This window comes from Pseudomonas paraversuta (genome assembly GCF_904063065.1).
Classification (GTDB): domain Bacteria; phylum Pseudomonadota; class Gammaproteobacteria; order Pseudomonadales; family Pseudomonadaceae; genus Aquipseudomonas; species Aquipseudomonas paraversuta.
The window spans coordinates 448,349-468,586 of record NZ_CAJFCL010000001.1 but is presented as its reverse complement, the minus strand read 5'-3'; the positions used below and the strand labels follow the sequence as shown (position 1 = coordinate 468,586).

Below are 20,238 nucleotides of genomic sequence, written 5' to 3'. Positions count from 1 at the left end.
CCCGTAGCAACTAACAATCACCGGTCAAATGGCACCTGCCAGCTTGAGCTCAGCGATGGCTGCAGCGTCGTAGCCCAAACCGCTCAGCACTTCATGATTGTGTGCACCCAGCTCCGGGCCCACCCAGTCGGCGGAACCCGGGGTCTCGGATAGCCGCGGTACGATCCCCGGCATCTTGAAGTCTTTACCGTCAGGCAGTTTGGCTTGCAGAAACATTTCACGGGCCAGAAATTGCGGGTCGGTGAACATGTCTTCTGCCGAAAAAATGCGACTGGCCGGGACCTGGGCAGAGCTCAGTTGCTCGAGCACGGTCTGCAGCGGCAATGAGGCCACCCAGCGATCAATCACGCCGTACAGCTCGTCACGGCGGGCGTCGCGTCCGTCGTTGCCGGCAAGTTCAGGGTCATTGGCCAGGTCATCCCGGCCGATGATGAGCATGAACCGTTTGAAGATGGCATCGCCGTTGGCGCCAATTTGTACGTGCTTGCCGTCCTGGCTGGTGTGGATCGAGGAGGGGGTAATGCCGGGCATGATATTGCCGGTGCGCTCGCGAATAAAACCGAACACATCGAACTCGGGCACCATGCTTTCCATCATTGCGAAAATCGCCTCGTACAGTGCGACGTCAACCACTTGCCCCTGGCCGCCGTTAACCTCGCGATGACGCAACGCCATCAGGGCGCCAATCACACCCCACAGCGCGGCAATCGAGTCACCAATGGAAATGCCGGTACGTACCGGAGGGCGATCCTCAAAGCCGGTGATATACCGCAGCCCGCCCATGGATTCACCGACGGCACCAAACCCCGGCTGGTCTTTCATCGGCCCTGTCTGGCCAAAGCCCGAGAGGCGCACCATCACCAGCTTCGGGTTCAGGGCATGCAGTACATCCCAGCCCAGGCCGAGTTTTTCCAGAACCCCGGGGCGGAAGTTCTCGATCAGGATATCGGCGTCTGCCAGCAATGCCTTGAGCACGTTGAGGCCGTCAGGATGCTTGAGGTTCAAGGTCAGGGATTTTTTGTTGCGGGCCTGGACGAACCACCACAACGAGGTACCTTCGTACAGCTTGCGCCATTTGCGCAGCGGATCACCGCCGTCGGGGGATTCAACCTTGATCACCTGGGCGCCAAATTCGGCGCAGATGCGCGACGCAAAAGGCCCCGCTATCAGGGTACCCAGTTCGACGACTTTGAGGCCTGAAAGGGGTTTGGTGGCGAGTGGCATGGGTAGTCCTTGTCCAGGGCGAGCGAGTAGAGCCTTTTAACATAGGTGGCAGCACCTGTCTTATCTGTGCGTTTAGCCCTCTTGCACAAGCGTGCCCTTACAGTTGAATTGAGCGCAGGCGGGGGTGTATCGGTTAGACTTGGCGCCTTTCTCCGTATCAAGAAGCCCGTTCATGGCCCAGCCGTCCACGACTTACAAGTTTGAACTGAATCTCACCGATCTCGATCGCGGGGTGTATGAAAGCGTCAAGCAGACCATCGCCCGTCACCCGTCTGAAACTGAAGAACGCATGACCGTGCGTCTTCTGGCGTATGCCTTCTGGTACAACGAGCAGCTGGCTTTTGGTCGTGGTCTTTCGGATGTCGACGAGCCGGCACTGTGGGAAAAAAGCCTGGACGACCGCGTTCTGCACTGGATCGAAGTCGGCCAGCCCGATGCCGATCGTCTGACCTGGTGTTCGCGCCGTACTGAACGCACCAGTCTGCTGGCCTATGGCAGCCTGCGCGTTTGGGAAGGCAAAGTGATCCCGGCCATCAAGAACCTGAAGAACGTCAATATCGCGGCCGTTCCGCAAGAGATTCTTGAAGTCCTGGCCAAAGACATGCCGCGCGTTATCAAGTGGGACGTGATGATCAGCGAAGGCACGATTTTCGTGACCGACGATCGCGGCCAGCACGAAGTCCAGTTGCAGTGGCTGCAGGGCGATCGCGGTTAACAGAGCACATGAAAACTGCTGCGCTCGACAATACTGCGTTAAAGGCAGGCCCGGACTGCTCATTTACACCCCGTAAACTGCGCGTCCTCGCCTGCTTTTGCCTTGTCTTGCCTTCGCTCGCGACGTTTTCAAGCGACCTGTACAAGTACATTTTTCAATAAGAGCCTCCATCCAGCTTATGCGCATCGAACCTCGTCCACTGCCCGAAATCCTGCCTTTTCTGGGCGAAATGCCGACATTGCTGACGCGTCTTTACGCCGCCCGTGGCGTGCAGTCGCAAGCGGAACTGGACAAGAGCCTGGCGCGGCTGATTCCGTATCAGCAGCTCAAGGGCATCGATGCCGCCGTGGATTTGCTGGTGGTGGCCCTTGAACAGCGCCAGCGCATCCTGATAGTCGGAGACTTTGACGCCGACGGCGCCACGGCCAGTACCGTCGGCATGCTCGGTTTGCGTCTGCTGGGCGCGGCCCATGTCGATTACCTGGTGCCTAACCGTTTCGAATATGGCTACGGCCTGACCCCGGAAATCGTCAAAGTTGCATTGACCCGCACGCCACAGTTGCTGATCACCGTCGACAACGGCATCTCCAGTATCGAGGGTGTGGCCGCGGCGAAAGAGGCCGGGTTGAGCGTTCTGGTCACCGACCACCACTTGCCGGGCAACGAGCTGCCGGCGGCTGATGCCATCGTCAATCCCAACCAGCCGGGCTGCGAGTTTCCGAGCAAGGCACTGGCGGGTGTCGGGGTGATCTTCTATGTGCTGATCGCTTTGCGTGCTCGCCTGAACAGCCTGGGCTGGTATCAAAACAGCAAGGCGCCAAACATTGCCGAGCTGCTGGACCTGGTGGCCCTGGGCAGCGTGGCGGACGTGGTGCCGCTGGACGCCAACAACCGGATTCTGGTGCATCAGGGGCTCGAACGCATTCGGGCCGGGCGTGCGCGGCCGGGGCTCAAGGCCATTCTTGAAGTGGCCAAGCGTGACCACTCGCGTATTACCTCCACCGATCTTGGATTTATTCTTGGGCCGCGCCTGAATGCCGCCGGTCGTCTGGACGACATGAGCCTGGGTATCGAATGCCTGCTCACCGACGACGCCAATGCCGCGCGGGAAATGGCCGCGCAGCTCGACGAAATGAACCAGGATCGCAAGTCCATTGAGCAAGGCATGCAGCGTGAAGCGCTGGCCCAACTCAAGGAGCTGCCGGTTGAAAGCATGCCGTTTGGTTTGTGCCTGTTCGATCCGGAGTGGCACCAGGGGGTGATCGGGATTCTGGCTTCGCGCCTCAAGGAGCGTTACTTCCGCCCGACGTTCGCGTTTGCCGATGCGGGTGACGGCATGCTCAAGGGCTCCGGTCGTTCGGTGGCGGGCTTTCATATTCGCGATGCGCTCAGCGTGGTGGCTGCCCAGCACCCGGACCTGATCAGTAAATACGGCGGCCACGCCATGGCCGCAGGCCTGACCCTGCCCGAGGCGAACTTCGCGGTGTTTTCCCGTGCGTTCGATGCCGAAGTGCGGCGTCAACTGCGTGAAGAGGACCTGACGGGGCGATTGATGTCGGACGGCAGTCTGGCGGTAGAAGAGTTCCATCTGGAACTGGCGCGGGCCCTGCGCAATGCCGGGCCATGGGGGCAGCACTTCCCTGAGCCGCTGTTTCATGGGGTGTTTCAGTTGGTGGAGCAGCGAATTGTCGGGGAGCGCCACTTGAAAGTGGTGCTCAAAACCGAGTGCGGCAGCGTCAAGCTGGACGGCATTGCCTTCGGAGTTGACCGCGAAGTGTGGCCGAATCCGACCATTCGCTGGGTTGAACTGGCCTATAAACTCGACCTCAACGAATTTCGCGGCAACGAAACCGTACAACTGATGATTGCCCACATCGAACCGCGTTAACCCCGGCGCTCAACCCTTGCGGGAGCTGGCAAGCCAGCTCCCGCAATCTGTACAAAAGATGAACCCCACCTCTTGCAGGGTTGTCGACTAGGCTCTAGGTACGCTTGTTCCCTGGAGCCTGCCCACTGTCATTAGAGGTGACCCATGAGTCTGCTGCTAGAGCCCTATACCCTGCGTCAACTGACCCTTCTCAACCGCATTGCGGTCTCGCCAATGTGTCAATACTCCAGCGTTGACGGGCTGGCCAATGACTGGCATCTGGTGCATCTGGGCAGCCGTGCTGTTGGCGGCGCCGGTCTGGTTTTTACTGAAGCTGTGGCGGTAACCCCTGACGGGCGTATCACCGCGCAGGACCTTGGCTTGTGGAACGACGAACAGATCGAGCCCCTGCAGCGCATTACCCGCTTTATCCGGGCCCAGGGTGCCGTGGCCGGTATTCAGCTGGCCCATGCCGGGCGCAAGGCCAGCACCTATCGTCCCTGGCTGGGCAAGCAGGGCAGCGTCAAAGTGGAAGAGGGCGGCTGGGTGCCGGTCGGTCCTTCGCCCATAGCCTTTGACCCGCGGCACACTGCCCCGACCCAGCTCGACGAAGCCCAGATCAACGACCTGATTCAAGCCTTTGTCGATGCCGCCAGGCGGGCGCTTGTGGCTGGTTTCTCGGTGGTTGAAATTCACGCTGCCCATGGCTACCTGCTGCATCAATTCCTGTCCCCGCTGAGCAATCAACGGCGCGACCAGTACGGTGGCTCCTTCGACAACCGTATTCGCCTGGTGCTGCAAGTCACCAAGGCCGTACGTGACATCTGGCCTGAAGAGCTGCCGCTGTTTGTCCGGGTATCGGCGACCGACTGGGTGGAAGATGGCTGGAACCCGGACGAAACCGTGGAGCTGGCGCTGCGCCTCAAAGCGCTGGGGGTCGATCTGGTGGATGTGTCTTCGGGGGGCACCGCCGCCAATGCCGAGATCCCGGTCGGGCCGGGGTATCAAACCCGTTTTGCCGAGCGTGTACGCAAAGAGGCAGGCATCGCCACCGGCACTGTAGGCATGATTACCGAGCCGGCTCAGGCAGAACATATTCTGCGTACCGGTCAGGCCGATTTGATCCTGCTGGCCCGCGAGCTATTGCGTGACCCCTACTGGCCGCTGCACGCCGACGATGATCTGGGCGGCCAGAAGGCGATTTGGCCAGCCCAGTACCAGCGTGCCACTCACCGCGACCAACCGATACACGAGTCGGATCTGCGTGACTGAGTTTCTCCCCTGCCACCCATTTACGAGAGGTGTTTAATGAATACGCGTGGATTGCTCGATCAGTTGCTCAAGTCCGGTCAACAGATGTTGCAGAATAAAACCGCGGGGCAAAGCACCCCCTCCGGCTCAGACAAAGGTGGACTGGGCGGCCTGCTGGGAGGCTCCGGCGGGTTGGGCGGGTTGCTTTCAGGTGCCGGTGGCGGTGCGCTGGCGGCAGGTGTGCTGGGGATGTTGCTGGGCAACAAGAGTGCCCGCAAATATGGCGGGCAGGCCCTGAGCTATGGCGGTCTGGCCGCGTTGGGGGTACTGGCCTACAAAGCCTACGGCAACTGGCAGGCCAACCAGGGTACGGCGCCGCAAACAGAACCGCAGACGATCGACCGGGTAGCGCCCCAGCAGGTAGAGCAACACAGCCAGGCGATTCTCAAGGCGCTGGTTGCAGCGGCCAAAGCTGATGGTCATATCGACGAGCGTGAGCGCCAGCTGATTGATGGCGAGTTCAGCAAGCTGGACGGTGACCCGGCCCTGCAGCAATGGCTGAAAACCGAAATTGACAAGCCACTGGACCCGGCTGAAGTGGCGAGTGCTGCCAGCACCCCGGAAATCGCTGCCGAAATGTACATCGCCAGCCTGCTGCTGGTGGATGAAGAGAGCTTTATGGAAAAGGCCTATCTGCAAGAACTGGCCAAGCAACTCAAGCTCGATCCGGGCCTGAAGGCTGAGCTGGAGTCCCAGGTTAAACAGGCGGCGGAGTAACCCTTTACTGCAGGAGCGGGCATTTTCAAATGCCGGACAGCTCGCGATCAAGCTCGCTCCTGCAGCTTTATAAATATTTTTGCAGATTGCTGTGAGATCAGTCTCAGCGCCCATACGAATCCTCGCGTACCCTCGGCTATACTCCCCATCATTTGAATGGCTCCCCGAGGATTGACTGTGAAGAACTGGACGTTGCGCCAACGCATTTTGGCGAGCTTTGCGGTAATCATCGCCATCATGTTGTTGATGGTCGTTGCGGCTTATTCTCGCCTGCTTTCAATCGAAAGCAGCGAAGAGACAGTCCGGGCCGACTCGATTCCCGGGGTCTATTACAGCTCGATGATTCGCAGTGCCTGGGTGGACAGTTACGTCTTGACCCTGCAACTGGTGGGCTCGTCCGACCAGCGCGACCTGAACAATGAAGACCGCAAACTGTACGCCAGCTACGAAGAACGCCTGAAGCTTGAGCTGGAGAACTATCGCGGCACCATTTTCGATAAAAACGATCGCGCCGCGTTCGATGAGTTTGAGCGGCTGCATCAGCAATACGCGCAGATTCTGGCGAACGTGCTTGAGCTGTACCAGGCCAAGCAATTCGCCCAGGCCCATACCATGGTCACCGAGCAATTGGCGCCGGCCTGGATGGCTGGACGCAAACAGCTCAACAGCGTAATTGACGCCAATCGCTCCTCGGCTTCCGAAGCCACCGAAAACATTGCTCATTCAGTCATGACCGCCAAAGTCAGCATGCTGGTCTCGCTGCTGATTGCCGTACTCGCCGCCGCCCTCTGCGGCTATCTGTTGCTACAAGCGATCATGTCGCCCATGAAACGTATTGTTTCGATTCTGGAAGTGATGCGTTCCGGTGACCTGAGTTCGCGCCTGAACCTGGAGCGTAAAGACGAGTTCGGCGCGGTAGAAACCGGCTTCAACGACATGATGACCGAGCTGACCTCTTTGGTGTCACAAGCCCAGCGCTCCTCGGTACAGGTCACCACCTCGGTCACCGAAATTGCCGCGACCTCCAAGCAGCAACAAGCCACCGCGACTGAAACTGCGGCCACCACCACGGAAATTGGCGCGACTTCCCGCGAAATCGCAGCCACTTCCCGTGATCTGGTACGCACCATGACCGAAGTCACCTCGGCTGCCGATCAGGCGTCGATCCTGGCCGGCTCCGGGCAGCAGGGTCTGGCGCGCATGGAAGAAACCATGCATCAGGTCATGGGCGCCGCCGATCTGGTCAACGCCAAACTGGCGATCCTTAACGAGAAGGCCGGCAACATTAACCAGGTGGTAGTGACCATCGTTAAAGTGGCCGACCAGACCAACCTGTTGTCTCTGAACGCTGCCATCGAAGCAGAGAAGGCTGGTGAGTATGGCCGTGGCTTCGCCGTGGTCGCCACTGAAGTCCGCCGCTTGGCCGATCAGACAGCCGTGGCCACTTACGATATCGAACAGATGGTGCGCGAGATTCAGTCAGCGGTCTCGGCGGGCGTAATGGGCATGGACAAATTTTCGGAAGAAGTCCGCCGCGGCATGTTCGAAGTGACCCAGGTGGGTGAGCAGCTATCGCAGATCATCCATCAGGTTCAAGCGTTGGCCCCGCGGGTGCTGATGGTCAATGAGGGCATGCAGGCCCAGGCCACAGGCGCGGAGCAGATCAACCTTGCACTGGTACAACTGGGGGATGCCAGCAGCCAGACCGTCGAGTCTCTGCGTCAGGCCAGCTTTGCGATCGATGAGCTCAGCCAGGTTGCCGTCGGGCTGCGCAGCGGCGTTTCGCGTTTTAAAGTCTGATGAGCGATCCTCGGGCCAAATCCAGCGGTGGGGGAGCGCCGAACAATCGCCTGTTCCTGGTGTTTCATATCGGCGATGAACGTTATGCCTTGCCGGCCACCGATGTGGTCGAAGTGCTGCCGCTTCTCCCGCTAAAACCTATTGCCCATGCCCCGGCATGGGTGGCTGGCGTGTTTACCCATCGCGGGCAGGTGGTGCCGGTGATCGATATCAGCGCCATGACGTTCGGCCAGGCCGCTGTGGCCCGCACCAGCACCCGGCTGGTGCTGGTCAACTATCGCGGGCAAGTACTGGGTTTGATGCTTGAGCAGGCCAGCGACACGTTGCGCTGCAACCCCGCGGACTTTCAGCCCTATGGCCTGGATAACCGCGATGCGCCGTATCTGGGCCCGGTGCGCAGTGACCAGCATGGGCTTGTGCAATGGATCAGTATCGATGAACTGCTGAGCCCGGCGGTTTCTGCGCTGATCTTCGCCGCGCACCCGGATGACACCGGCCCACAGGTGTACCCATGAACGCCGATCAGCGGTTTTTCGATTTTTTGAAGAAATGCATCGGTCTGGATGTGGCTTCAGTAGGTCCGGCCATCATCGAACGTGCTGTTCGTCAGCGCTGCATGGCGTTGAACATGCTTGACCATGATGATTACTGGCAGCGTTTGATCAGCTCCCAGGATGAACAGCAAGCCCTGATCGAATCGGTGATCGTGCCCGAAACCTGGTTCTTCCGTTACCCCGAATCATTTTCCACCCTGGGGCGCCTGGCCAGAAAGCGCCTGGCCGAAATCGGCAGTCGCCGGACCCTGCGTATCTTGAGCCTGCCCTGTTCAACCGGTGAAGAGCCCTATTCGATTGCAATGGCGCTGTTTGATGCCGGTTTTGCCGCGTATCAATTCAAGGTGGACGCGCTGGATGTCAGCCCGCTTTCGGTGCAGCGGGCTCAGTCTGCGCGGTACGGAAAAAACTCATTTCGCGGGCAGCAAACGGATTTCCGCGAGCGCTATTTCAGCCTTGTGGACGACGCTTATCAACTGTCGAGCAGGGTCTGCGAGCAGGTCAGTTTTCACGTCGGTAACTTGCTGGACCCGGCCCTGCTGGCCAGTTATCCACCCTATGATTTTGTGTTTTGTCGCAACCTGCTGATCTATTTCGACCTTAAAACCCAGCAGCAGGCACTGGATGTGCTCAAGCAATTGACCCGTACCGATGGCGTGCTGTTTATCGGTCCGGCCGAGGGCAGCCTGCTGGGCCGGATGGGCATGCGCTCGATCGGTGCGCCGCAGTCGTTTGCTTTTTGCCATAGCCACGAGCCATTACCCGCGGCCCGCCCGGTGCTGGCCGAATTCAAGCCGCTGGTCCGTCCGCAACCGCCAGCGGCGCCAGCGGCGCCAGCGGCGCCACCGGTCATCCGGCCATTTGCCCCGCGCCCCCAGTCCTTGGCACCGCGCCAAACGGACTCGCAGGCTGCTGAGCCCAAGGCCCTGCTTGAACAAATTGCGCTGCTGGCCAATGCCGGCAAGAGCAGCGAGGCCCGTGCTGCCTGCGAGCAATTACTGCAATTGCATGGCCCGCAGGCCCAGGCCTATTACTGGCTGGGTTTGCTCAGTGACGTCCAGGGTCAGACGGCTCAGGCCCAGGGGTTTTATCGCAAGGCGTTGTACCTGGAGCCCCAGCATGCAGAAGCCCTGGCACACCTGGCGGCCTTGCTGGCCTCACAGGGTGATGTAACAGGCGCTCAACGCTTGCAGGAGCGCGCGGCCCGTAATGAGCGATCCGTTCACAGTGAGCGTAAACAATGAGCGGTTTAACAGCCCAGAACTTGATCCACTCCGAAGCGCAGGACATTGATGACTGCTGGAACCGTATCGGCATCTTCGGCGATAAATCCTGTGCGCTGCTGGCTGAACATATCCATTGTCGTAACTGCTCGGTGTATTCGGCTGCGGCCACCCGCTTGCTGGACCGCTACTCGTTTGAGCAGGAGCATGTGGCCCAATACTCCCCCCGGGAGCTTGAGCGAAAAGTGGCGACCCGCTCGCTGATGATTTTTCGTCTGGGGGATGAATGGCTGGGACTGGCGACGCGCTATCTGGATGAAGTGGCCCCGCTGCAGTCGATCCATTCACTGCCGCACCAGCGTTCACGTGCGCTGTTGGGGGTCGCCAATGTGCGCGGCGCCCTGGTGCCCTGTTTGTCCCTGGTCGAGCTACTGGGCCTGGACCCGACATTGGCGGGGCCGGCATCGCTGCGGATCATGCCGCGCATGCTGATCCTGGCCGCACAAGGCGGGGCAGTGGTATTGCCGGTGGATGAAGTGGATGGCATCCACAACATTGAAGAATCTGTTTTGAATGGCGCGTCACTCTCGGGCGAGCAGGCCAGTGCCAAGTACACCCGTGGCGTATTGCTGTGGAAAACCCGCAGCCTGCGCTTGCTGGACGAAGAGCAATTACTGGGCGCGATCGCCCGGAGCCTGACATGACCCCCGAGCAAATGCGTGACGCCTCGTTGCTTGAGTTGTTCAGTCTTGAGGCCGAGGCCCAGACCCAGGTCCTGAATGCCGGCCTGTTGGCGCTGGAGCGTAACCCGACTCAGGCCGACCAGCTCGAAGCCTGCATGCGCGCGGCCCACTCCCTCAAGGGGGCTGCGAGAATTGTCGGCGTGGATGCCGGGGTCAGCGTTTCCCATGTCATGGAGGATTGCCTGGTCAGTGCCCAGGAAGGCCGTCTGTACCTGCAGCCCGAGCATATTGATGCCTTGTTGCAGGGCACTGACTTGTTGATGCGTATTGCCACACCAGGCAGTGCCAACGTCGGCCCGGCCGACATTGACGCCTATGTCGGGCTGATGAACCGCTTGCTTGATGGCGGCGACAGCCATGTCTCGGTGGCGCCGCCAGCGTTCGACGTGTCGCAGCTGTTGCTGCCCCCGGAGCCGGCCGTGCCTGTGGTTGAGCTGGCGCTGGAGGCTGACACCGCTCCGGAGCCTGGTCTTCGGTCCCGGCGCCGTACTGATACTGGCGAACGGGTGTTGCGGGTCACCGCCGAGCGGCTCAACAGTTTGCTCGATCTGTCCAGCAAGTCATTGGTCGAAACCCAGCGGCTCAAGCCTTATCTGGTGACGTTGCAGCGCCTCAAGCGCATGCAAAACAGCGGTCTGAAAGCATTGGACAACCTGCGCGACCAGCTCAAGGTGCTGGATCTGAGCCATGAAGCGCAAGAGGCCTTGACTGATGCGCGGCGGATACTGGCTGAGTCCCAGCATTTGCTGAGTGAACAGACTGCCGAACTCGACGAATTTGGCTGGCAGGCCGGCCAGCGCGCGCAATCGCTGTACGACACCGCGCTGGCGTGCCGCATGCGGCCATTTGCCGATGTGCTGGTCGGTCAGGAGCGCATGGTCCGTGATTTGGGGCGCGCCCTGGGCAAACAGATCCGCCTAGAAATCGATGGCGAGAAAACCCAGGTCGACCGTGATGTACTGGAAAAACTCGAAGCGCCGCTCATCCATTTGCTGCGCAATGCCGTCGATCACGGGATTGAAACGCCGGAACAGCGGCTGCTGGCCGGCAAACCTGCCGAAGGCCTGATTCGTTTGCGCATCTCCCATCAGGCGGGTTTGCTGGCGCTGCAGTTGAGCGATGACGGCGCCGGTGTTGATCTTGAGCGTTTACGCCAGACCATCGTCGAGCGCCAGTTGTCGACGGCTTCCACCGTGGCACAGCTGAGCGAAGAGGAACTGCTGGCCTTTCTCTTTCTGCCGGGCTTCAGCCTGCGCGACACCGTGACCGAAGTCTCCGGACGCGGCGTCGGGCTGGATGCGGTGCAACACATGGTGCGCCTGCTGCGGGGGGCAATCGTCCTGGAGCAGACTTCGGGGCAGGGCAGTCGTTTCAGTCTGGAAGTGCCGCTGACCCTGTCCGTGGTACGCAGTCTGGTGGTTGAAGTGGCCGACGAAGCCTATGCCTTTCCACTGGCGCACATCGAGCGCATGCGCGACTTGATGCCCGATGAAATCGTGCAGCTCGAAGGTCGCCAGCATTTCTGGCACGAAGGGCAGCACGTGGGGCTGGTGGCTGCCAGCCAACTGTTGCAGCGCCCTCCAAGCCAGAGCGAGGATGAAACCCTCAAGGTGGTGGTCATTCGCGAGCGTGATGTGGTGTATGGCGTGGCCGTCGAGCGTTTTATCGGTGAGCGCACGCTGGTGGTTCTGCCCCTCGATCCGCGCCTGGGCAAGGTGCAGGATATTTCGGCCGGAGCCTTGCTCGACGACGGGTCTGCGGTACTGATTGTCGATGTCGAAGACATGCTGCGATCCGTGGACAAACTGCTCAATACCGGGCGTCTGGAGCGAATTGACCGGCGTAACCGCCACGCCGCGCAACTGACCCGCAAACGCATTCTGGTGGTGGATGACTCGCTGACGGTACGCGAGTTGCAGCGCAAACTGCTGATCAACCGGGGCTACGAAGTGGCCGTGGCCGTTGATGGCATGGACGGCTGGAACGCCTTGCGGGCCGAGCACTTCGATTTATTGATCACCGACATCGACATGCCGCGCATGGATGGCATCGAACTGGTCACGCTGTTACGACGTGACAACCGTTTGCAATCAATGCCGGTGATGGTGGTTTCGTATAAAGATCGGGAAGAGGACCGCCGGCGCGGACTGGATGCCGGGGCCGACTATTATCTAGCGAAAGCCAGTTTCCATGACGATGCTCTGCTTGATGCAGTGGTTGAGCTCATTGGAGGAGCTCAACCATGAAAATTGCCATCGTTAACGACATGCCCATGGCAGTTGAAGCCTTGCGCCGGGCGCTGGCTTACGAGCCTGCCCATCAAGTGCTCTGGGTGGCCGCCAACGGCCTGGAAGCCGTGCAACGCTGTGCCGAGAACACCCCGGACCTGATCCTGATGGATCTGATCATGCCGGTGATGGACGGCGTCGAGGCTACGCGGCGGATCATGGCTGAAACCCCGTGCGCCATCGTCATAGTGACGGTTGACCGTGAGCAGAATGTCCATCGCGTGTTCGAGGCCATGGGCTTTGGCGCGATGGATGTAGTGGACACTCCCGTGCTGGGAGGAAGTAACCCCAAGGAAGCGGCCGCGCCCTTGCTGCGCAAGATCCTCAATATTGGCTGGTTGATCGGGCAAAGTGAAAAAAGCGTCACCCCGGTTTCTGCCCAGCCCCGGATCTCGGGTGTTCGGGGCGGGCTGGTGGCTATCGGTTCGTCGGCAGGCGGCCCGGCCGCCCTCGAAAGCCTGCTCAAGGGGCTGCCGAGGAACTTTGCGGCGGCCATTGTGCTGGTCCAGCATGTTGATCAAGTCTTTGCGGCCGGGATGGCCGAGTGGTTGAGCAGCTCGTGCGGTCTGGACGTGCGCCTGGCGCGACACGGTGAGACGCCACAGGCGGGGACGGCTCTGCTGGCCGGGACCAACCACCACATCCGGTTGTTGAAGAACGGCACCCTGGCCTATACCGCCGAGCCGGTAAACGAGATTTATCGACCCTCGATCGATGTATTTTTTGAAAGTGTTGCCAGGCACTGGCATGGTGATGCGGTGGGTGTTTTGTTGACCGGCATGGGGCGTGACGGGGCTCAGGGGCTCAAACTCATGCGCCAGCAAGGTTTTCTCACCATCGCCCAGGATCAACTGAGCAGTTCGGTGTATGGCATGCCCAAAGCGGCAGCCGCCATCGATGCCGCGGTTGAAATTCGCCCCTTGGACATGATTGCGCCACGCTTGCTGGAGATATTTGCCAAATGACTGGTAAAACCCCGCTGGACTGGCTTGAAGGTGGTAATTCAGGTGAACGCGCATGAGTGACTTGCAGTTGGACGACGTTAAAACTGACGAAAACTCGGCCATGGTGTTGCTGGTAGACGATCAGGCGATGATCGGCGAAGCCGTACGTCGCGGGCTGGCGCTGGAGCAGAACATAGATTTCCATTTCTGTGCCGATCCCCATCAGGCCATTGCCCAGGCGATCCGCATCAAGCCGACGGTGATCCTGCAGGATCTGGTCATGCCGGGGCTTGATGGCTTGACCCTGGTGCGCGAATACCGCAACCACCCGGCCACGCAGAATATCCCGATCATCGTGCTTTCCACCAAAGAAGACCCGTTGATCAAAAGTGCGGCCTTCGCGGCCGGGGCCAATGACTATCTGGTGAAACTGCCCGATAACATTGAGCTGGTGGCCCGTATTCGCTACCACTCGCGCTCTTACATGACGTTGTTGCAACGTGATGCTGCATACCGGGCGTTGCGGGTCAGTCAGCAGCAATTGCTGGATACCAATCTGGTATTGCAGCGGCTGATGAACTCCGACGGCCTGACCGGGCTGTCCAATCGCCGGCATTTCGATGAATACCTGGAGCTGGAGTGGCGCCGCGCCTTGCGTGAGCAGACCCAGCTGTCCTTGTTGATGATCGACGTCGACTATTTCAAGTCCTATAACGATAGCTTCGGTCATCTGGATGGCGACGAAGCATTGCGCAAAGTGGCCGCGGCCATTCGCGATGCCAGTAGCCGTCCTTCCGACTTGCCGGCCCGCTATGGGGGTGAAGAGTTTGCCATTGTGTTGCCCAACACCTCCCAGGGCGGTGCCCGGCTGGTGGCGGAAAAACTGCGCCAGGCGGTGCAGGGGCTAAAAATCCCGCATATATCGCCTGCTCCCGGCAGCAGCCTGACCATCAGCATTGGTCTGGCGACTCTTATCCCGCAGCAGGGCGGCACCTGCCGTGAGCTGATTTCCGCAGCGGACAAAGGGCTGTACCTGGCCAAGAACAACGGTCGTAACCAGGTAGGAATCTCGTAGCCGCTGCCGCAGGCTGCCAAGGGTTGCGTAGCAACCCGTTTCCTTGAGGCCCCCCGCGGCCTCGTCGCAGCCCGACAGCGACTACAGATGATCCAGAGCTGAATTCATCGAGCCTTAACCCCGCCAGACGGGCTGCTGATACGGGCTGTTTCCGGTATACTCCCCGGCTTTGTAAAAATCGCCTACGAGTGCCGCCAGCCATGGAAATCAACCCGATCCTTAACAGCATCAAGGACCTGTCAGAGCGCTCCGAAACTATTCGGGGGTATCTTTGACTACGATCAAAAGCATGAGCGTCTGACCGAAGTCAATCGCGAGCTTGAAGATCCGAGTGTCTGGAACAACCCTTCGTACGCCCAGGAGCTGGGGCGCGAGCGCTCCCTGCTGGCGCAGATCGTTGAAACCCTCGATGAGATGCACACAGGTCTGGCCGATGCCAAAGACTTGCTGCTGATGTCCGCCGAGGAAGAAGATCAGGCCGCTGTCGATGACGTTGCCGCAGAAGTCGAGCGTCTGCGCGAAGCCCTTGAAAAACTCGAATTCCGCCGCATGTTCAGTGGTGAGATGGACGCCAACAACGCTTACCTGGACATTCAGGCAGGCTCTGGCGGTACCGAAGCGCAAGACTGGGCCAATATCCTGTTGCGGATGTATTTGCGCTGGGCCGACAAGCGCGGCTTCGATGCCACCATCATGGAACTGTCTGCCGGTGAAGTGGCCGGGATCAAAGGCGCAACTGTACACATCAAGGGCGAATACGCATTTGGTTGGTTGCGCACCGAGATTGGCGTCCATCGTCTGGTCCGTAAAAGCCCCTACGATTCGGGCAACCGTCGTCATACCTCGTTCTCGGCCGTATTCGTATCGCCGGAAATCGACGACAACATCGAAATCGACATCAACCCGTCAGACCTGCGGATCGATACCTATCGTTCCTCCGGTGCCGGTGGTCAGCACGTAAACACCACCGACTCGGCCGTTCGTATTACCCACGTTCCGAGCAACACCGTGGTGTGCTGCCAGAACGAACGATCCCAGCATGCGAACAAAGACACCGCGATGAAAATGTTGCGGGCGCGTCTTTACGAGCAGGAAGTGCAGAAGCGTAATGCTGCCTCCCAGGCCCTGGAAGATACCAAGTCGGATATCGGCTGGGGACACCAGATCCGCTCGTACGTACTCGACGCCTCGCGGATCAAGGATTTGCGTACCAACATCGAGCGCAGCGATTGCGACAAGGTACTCGACGGCGATATCGACGAATACCTGATTGCCAGCCTGAAACAAGGGCTGTAAGTCGCGCAACAACACGTAAAGTGCGCAGCCGGTGCGATGCCTTCAAGGCGCGCCAAAGCCCGCTTCCCCCTGTCGCAAGGCGGGGGCAACGAACCTGTGATGGAATTTTTTAAGACATGAGCGACCAACAACTCGACCCGCAAGACCTGCAACAGGAAGAAAATACCCTGATCGCCCTGCGCAAGGAAAAACTTGCAGCCGAGCGCGCCAAGGGCAATGCCTTCCCGAATGACTTCCGTCGCGACAACTACTGCGCCGATCTGCAGAAGAAGTACGCCGACAAGACCAAGGAAGAGCTGGCTGAAGCCGGTATTCCGGTCAAGGTTGCCGGTCGCATCATGCTTAACCGTGGCTCGTTCATGGTGATCCAGGACATGACCGGGCGCATCCAGGTCTACGTCAACCGCAAGACCCTGCCGGAAGAAACCCTGGCCGCCGTGAAGACCTGGGACCTGGGCGACATCATTGCCGCCGAAGGCACCCTGGCCCGTTCCGGCAAAGGCGACCTGTACGTTGAAATGACCAATGTGCGCCTGCTGACCAAATCCCTGCGCCCGCTGCCGGACAAGCACCACGGTCTGACCGACACTGAGCAGCGCTACCGCCAGCGTTACGTTGACCTGATCGTCAACGAAGAAGTGCGCCACACCTTCCGTGTGCGTTCCCAGGTGATTGCGCACATTCGCAGCTTCCTGATGCAGCGCGACTTCCTTGAAGTGGAAACGCCGATGCTGCAAACCATCCCGGGTGGTGCAGCGGCCAAGCCGTTCGAGACCCATCACAACGCTCTGGACATGGACATGTTCCTGCGCATCGCGCCTGAACTGTTCCTCAAGCGTCTGGTGGTTGGCGGTTTTGAAAAAGTGTTCGAGATCAACCGCAACTTCCGTAACGAAGGTGTCTCGACTCGTCACAACCCAGAATTCACCATGCTGGAGTTCTACCAGGCTTACGCCGATTACGAAGACAACATGGACCTGACCGAAGAGCTGTTCCGTGAACTGGCTCAGCTGGTTCTCGGGACTACCGACGTGCCGTACGGCGACAAGGTGTTCCACTTCGGCGAGCCGTTCGTGCGTCTGTCGGTGTTCGACTCGATTCTCAAGTACAACCCCGAGCTGACCGCCGATGACCTGAACGACATCGACAAGGCTCGCGCCATTGCCAAGAAAGCCGGGGCCAAGGTGCTGGGCTTTGAAGGTCTGGGCAAGCTGCAGGTAATGATTTTCGAAGAGCTGGTCGAGCACAAGCTGGAACAGCCGCACTTCATTACCCAGTACCCGTTCGAAGTGTCGCCGCTGGCCCGTCGTAACGACGACAACCCGAACGTGACTGACCGTTTTGAACTGTTTATCGGTGGCCGTGAAATCGCCAACGCTTACTCCGAGCTCAACGATGCAGAAGACCAGGCCGAGCGCTTCATGGCCCAGGTAGCTGACAAGGACGCGGGCGATGACGAAGCCATGCACTACGACGCCGACTTCGTACGCGCACTGGAATACGGCATGCCGCCGACTGCCGGTGAAGGTATCGGCATTGACCGTCTGGTGATGCTGTTGACCAACTCACCGTCGATTCGCGATGTCATCCTGTTCCCGCACATGCGGCCACAGGCGTAAAGCTAGAAAATAAAAAGCCGCCGACTGAGGCGGCTTTTTATTGCCTGACACCCGGTGATGCGCCGATTCTGGGAGCTGGCTTGCCAGCGATGCAGGGAACATGGTGTTTAGTTGATGTAATCGCCGGCAAACCGGCCCCACAGCCATCCAGTCTCGTCAGTGGCACCATTGTCTTCAACACAAGGAGTCTTTCGTGAACCTAGCCAGGGCTCAAGAAGGGGCGGCGCATGTCGCTACGGCGGTAGCCGAAAGTGTTCAGTATCAAGGGCGCAAGGCCAGTCGCCACGGCAGTGAGCAGCGCCGCCAGCAGATTCTCGATGCGGCCATGCGCATTGTTGTGCGTGACGGCGTGCGTGGCGTGCGGCACCGGGCGGTTGCGGCTGAAGCAGGGGTGCCGTTGTCGGCGACCACCTATTACTTCAAAGACATCGATGACCTGCTTAATGACACCTTCGCCCAATATGTCGAACGCAGCGCAGCCTTTATGGCCAAGCTGTGGCTGAGCACTGAAGGCCAACTGCGTGAACTGGTGGCCTATGGCGATGGCAGCCCGCAATCGCGCGCGCAACTGGCCGATGAAATCGCCCGCATGGCCGCCCACTATATCCAGCACCAGTTGCTTACCCGTCGCGAGCACCTCATGGCGGAACAGGCTTTCCTCCAGGCGGCGTTGCTCAACCCGCGCCTGGCGGTTCTGGTCAGGGCTCATCAACAGATTTTATGGCAGGGTACGTGCCAGATATTACAGGTGCTGGGCTCGAAACAACCGCAGCAGGACGCCAATGTCTTGACGGCGATAATCGGTCGGATGGAATATCAGGACCTGCTTAACGGTGCGCAGCCAGAGGCCGATGCTGGCCGACTCGCTACTCTCACGCGTTACATGCACTTGGTACTGGCCGCTCTATAGAAGGATGCAGGCATGAAAGCTTGGCGCGTAATGCTTATGGCACTGTCGTTTTTAATGTTGAACGGTTGTCTGGTGACCTTTAACGAGGCACCGCTGGTGGCCGAGACAGCGCCCCGGCAGTTGCTGGGAAAATGGGTCAGCAAGGATGCCTGGGGGCAGGCGCGCAACCTGTTGATCAGCGCCATCGACAAACAACACTATCAGGCAGTGGTCTACCCCGCGGGTGAGCCCAAGGCCCAGGAACGCTACAGGTTCATCGTCGCTCGTCATGGCAGCCGCTGGTACGCATCGGCCGCGCTGCCGGCAAAGCTGGGTGGCCACTACACGCTGAGCGGTTTTGAACTGACCGACAGCAATGAACTGGTGGTCTACGATCTTGATCTGGACCAGATCAAACAGGCCATTGGCCAGTCGGCGTTGAGCGGTGACGCCATCGAAACCGCCGAAGGCCCCGGCGCATTGATCAACAGCCCGTCGGCCAAGGTCTTTGCCTACCTGGATGATCCGGCCAACTCCGACGTATTCGTGGAAGCTGCCCGCTATCAACGTGTGGTCAAGTAACCCAACATTCAGCCCATTCAAGGAGCACCGGGTGGACGACTACCAGCGCACGATTCGCACATTGTCAGACCGTATCGTACTGGCGCAAACACCGATCCGCGTACTGGATGCGGTGAAGTGGGACGACAGCATCCGTCAGGGTTTCTTCAAGGCCAAGGGCAAGGAAATGCCGGCGGTCAATCGCGACTATTACCTGGGGCGGCCGCTGTCCTTTGACTCCGGGGCGGTAAAGCTGGAGTTCCAGAACATCGAGCGCGATATCACCCGCCAGCTGGGGCAATTCAACCCGGTCGGGCAGATCATGCGCCGCATGTGCAAAGAGTACCGCATGGTGGTGCGCATGCTCGAAGCCCGTGGCACTGAAGACTTCGGGCTGATTTCCCAGGAACTGTACGGGGCTGCGTCCGACGCCTTCCATGCCGGCGACCCGACGCTGGCCGATCTGGGGCTGATGATGTCCGATTACCTGGACAACATCGACGGGCGCGGCGACCTCAAGGACGAAGCCAAGACCCTGACCGCCAAAGATGCCGTGGGCCTGCTGCAAAGTCGCTTGAACAAGGTGTTTGGCGAGGCCGAGGAAACGATCCGGGTATTTGAGTCCGACGGTATTGTTGCGGACGCTGCGGCGGGGGCGGATTACATCAAGATTCGCGCCGACGCGATGTTCAACGAGCGCGACGTGCGGGCGCTGGAGGTGCATGAGGGGCTGGTGCATGTGGGCACTACACTCAACGGGCAGAACCAGCCGATATGCACCTTCCTCGCCAAAGGCCCGCCATCCTCGACGGTGACCCAGGAAGGCCTGGCGATCTTGATGGAAATCATCACCTTTGCCTCCTACCCGAGCCGCCTGCGCAAACTGACCAATCGCACCCGCGCTATCCATATGGTGGAAGAGGGCGCCGACTTCATGCAGGTTTACGAGTTCTTCCGTGAGCAAGGCTTTGAAATGTCGCAAAGCTATGGCAATGCCAGTCGGGTTTTTCGCGGCTCGGTGCCAAATGGCCTGCCATTTACCAAAGACTTGTCCTACCTCAAGGGCTTCATCATGGTTTACAACTACATTCAGCTGGCCGTGCGTAAAGGCAAGCTGGAGCAAGTACCGTTGTTATTCTGTGGCAAGACCACCCTGGAAGACATGCGAACCCTGCGCCAACTGGTGGATGAAGGCCTGGTGGTAGCGCCCAAGTACCTGCCCGAACAGTTCCGTGACATGAACGCACTGGCGGCCTGGATGTGCTTCTCCAACTTCCTCAACCATCTGAGCCTGGACCGGATTGAAGCGGATTACTCCAACATTCTGTAACCCTTGAACAGCCGGTAGTCGCTGACCCAGGCTGCGAAGGAGTGCGAAGCAATCCGTTACTCTGAAAACCATACGCACGGAC

17 protein-coding genes are annotated in these 20,238 nt (G+C 59.5%); 16 read left to right on the top strand and 1 reads right to left on the bottom strand.

The features are described 5' to 3' along the window. Positions 1-24 precede the first annotated feature (24 nt). On the bottom strand, positions 25-1,224 hold the full coding sequence (locus JQ845_RS02145; protein WP_003440296.1) for a CaiB/BaiF CoA transferase family protein: 1,200 nt from the start codon (positions 1,222-1,224) through the stop codon (positions 25-27). Positions 1,225-1,396: 172 nt separating this feature from the next. On the opposite strand from JQ845_RS02145, the gene JQ845_RS02140 reads away from it, so the two are divergent. The 16 genes from JQ845_RS02140 to JQ845_RS02065 all read left to right on the top strand — a co-directional run bounded on the left by JQ845_RS02140 (position 1,397) and on the right by JQ845_RS02065 (position 20,156). Beyond that, positions 1,397-1,939 carry a YaeQ family protein gene (locus JQ845_RS02140; protein WP_003440298.1) on the top strand — a complete coding sequence of 181 codons (543 nt, stop codon included), beginning with the start codon at positions 1,397-1,399 and terminating at the stop codon, positions 1,937-1,939. Between the two features lie 178 nt (positions 1,940-2,117). Further along, the gene (gene recJ, locus JQ845_RS02135; RefSeq protein WP_003440300.1) at positions 2,118-3,827 is read left to right on the top strand and encodes a single-stranded-DNA-specific exonuclease RecJ; all 1,710 of its coding nucleotides are present in this window, start codon (positions 2,118-2,120) and stop codon (positions 3,825-3,827) included. A gap of 144 nt (positions 3,828-3,971) precedes the next feature. After that, positions 3,972-5,078: an NADH:flavin oxidoreductase/NADH oxidase gene (locus JQ845_RS02130; protein WP_003440303.1), complete on the top strand. Its 1,107-nt coding sequence runs from the start codon at positions 3,972-3,974 to the stop codon at positions 5,076-5,078. A 36-nt stretch (positions 5,079-5,114) separates the two neighbouring features. Continuing rightward, the gene (locus JQ845_RS02125) at positions 5,115-5,834 is read left to right on the top strand and encodes a tellurite resistance TerB family protein (protein WP_010655980.1); all 720 of its coding nucleotides are present in this window, start codon (positions 5,115-5,117) and stop codon (positions 5,832-5,834) included. Between the two features lie 177 nt (positions 5,835-6,011). Then, positions 6,012-7,634: a methyl-accepting chemotaxis protein gene (locus JQ845_RS02120; RefSeq protein WP_202210990.1), complete on the top strand. Its 1,623-nt coding sequence runs from the start codon at positions 6,012-6,014 to the stop codon at positions 7,632-7,634. Next, complete coding sequence (locus tag JQ845_RS02115; RefSeq protein WP_003440313.1) at positions 7,634-8,149, top strand: chemotaxis protein CheW; 516 nt, start codon at positions 7,634-7,636, stop codon at positions 8,147-8,149. The genes JQ845_RS02120 and JQ845_RS02115 overlap by 1 nt, the downstream gene beginning before the upstream one ends. After that, the gene (locus JQ845_RS02110; protein WP_203008083.1) at positions 8,146-9,432 is read left to right on the top strand and encodes a CheR family methyltransferase; all 1,287 of its coding nucleotides are present in this window, start codon (positions 8,146-8,148) and stop codon (positions 9,430-9,432) included. The genes JQ845_RS02115 and JQ845_RS02110 overlap by 4 nt, the downstream gene beginning before the upstream one ends. Then, on the top strand, positions 9,429-10,115 hold the full coding sequence (locus JQ845_RS02105) for a chemotaxis protein CheW (protein WP_003440318.1): 687 nt from the start codon (positions 9,429-9,431) through the stop codon (positions 10,113-10,115). Before JQ845_RS02110 ends, JQ845_RS02105 begins: the two co-directional genes overlap by 4 nt. Beyond that, entirely contained in the window at positions 10,112-12,400 is a 2,289-nt protein-coding gene (locus JQ845_RS02100; protein ID WP_003440319.1) for a hybrid sensor histidine kinase/response regulator, read from the top strand. Before JQ845_RS02105 ends, JQ845_RS02100 begins: the two co-directional genes overlap by 4 nt. After that, positions 12,397-13,407, top strand: a complete 1,011-nt coding sequence (gene cheB, locus JQ845_RS02095; protein WP_160628344.1) for a chemotaxis response regulator protein-glutamate methylesterase — start codon at positions 12,397-12,399, stop codon at positions 13,405-13,407. The genes JQ845_RS02100 and cheB overlap by 4 nt, the downstream gene beginning before the upstream one ends. A gap of 52 nt (positions 13,408-13,459) precedes the next feature. Further along, entirely contained in the window at positions 13,460-14,461 is a 1,002-nt protein-coding gene (locus JQ845_RS02090) for a response regulator (RefSeq protein ID WP_203008081.1), read from the top strand. Between the two features lie 200 nt (positions 14,462-14,661). Further along, positions 14,662-15,757 (top strand): peptide chain release factor 2 gene (prfB, locus tag JQ845_RS02085; RefSeq protein WP_100917176.1). Its coding sequence is split into 2 segments (ribosomal slippage): positions 14,662-14,733 and positions 14,735-15,757, totalling 1,095 coding nucleotides; the frame shifts between segments, so codons are not numbered across the junction. 116 nt (positions 15,758-15,873) lie between these two features. After that, positions 15,874-17,376, top strand: coding sequence for a lysine--tRNA ligase (lysS, locus tag JQ845_RS02080; protein WP_003440329.1), 1,503 nt, complete (start codon positions 15,874-15,876; stop codon positions 17,374-17,376). Positions 17,377-17,569: 193 nt separating this feature from the next. Continuing rightward, on the top strand, positions 17,570-18,286 hold the full coding sequence (locus JQ845_RS02075) for a TetR/AcrR family transcriptional regulator (RefSeq protein ID WP_003440331.1): 717 nt from the start codon (positions 17,570-17,572) through the stop codon (positions 18,284-18,286). A gap of 12 nt (positions 18,287-18,298) precedes the next feature. After that, a complete protein-coding gene (locus tag JQ845_RS02070) occupies positions 18,299-18,847 on the top strand; it encodes a hypothetical protein (protein WP_003440333.1) in 549 nt (182 codons plus the stop codon). Between the two features lie 31 nt (positions 18,848-18,878). After that, complete coding sequence (locus JQ845_RS02065) at positions 18,879-20,156, top strand: flavohemoglobin expression-modulating QEGLA motif protein (protein WP_003440336.1); 1,278 nt, start codon at positions 18,879-18,881, stop codon at positions 20,154-20,156. Positions 20,157-20,238 lie beyond the last annotated feature (82 nt).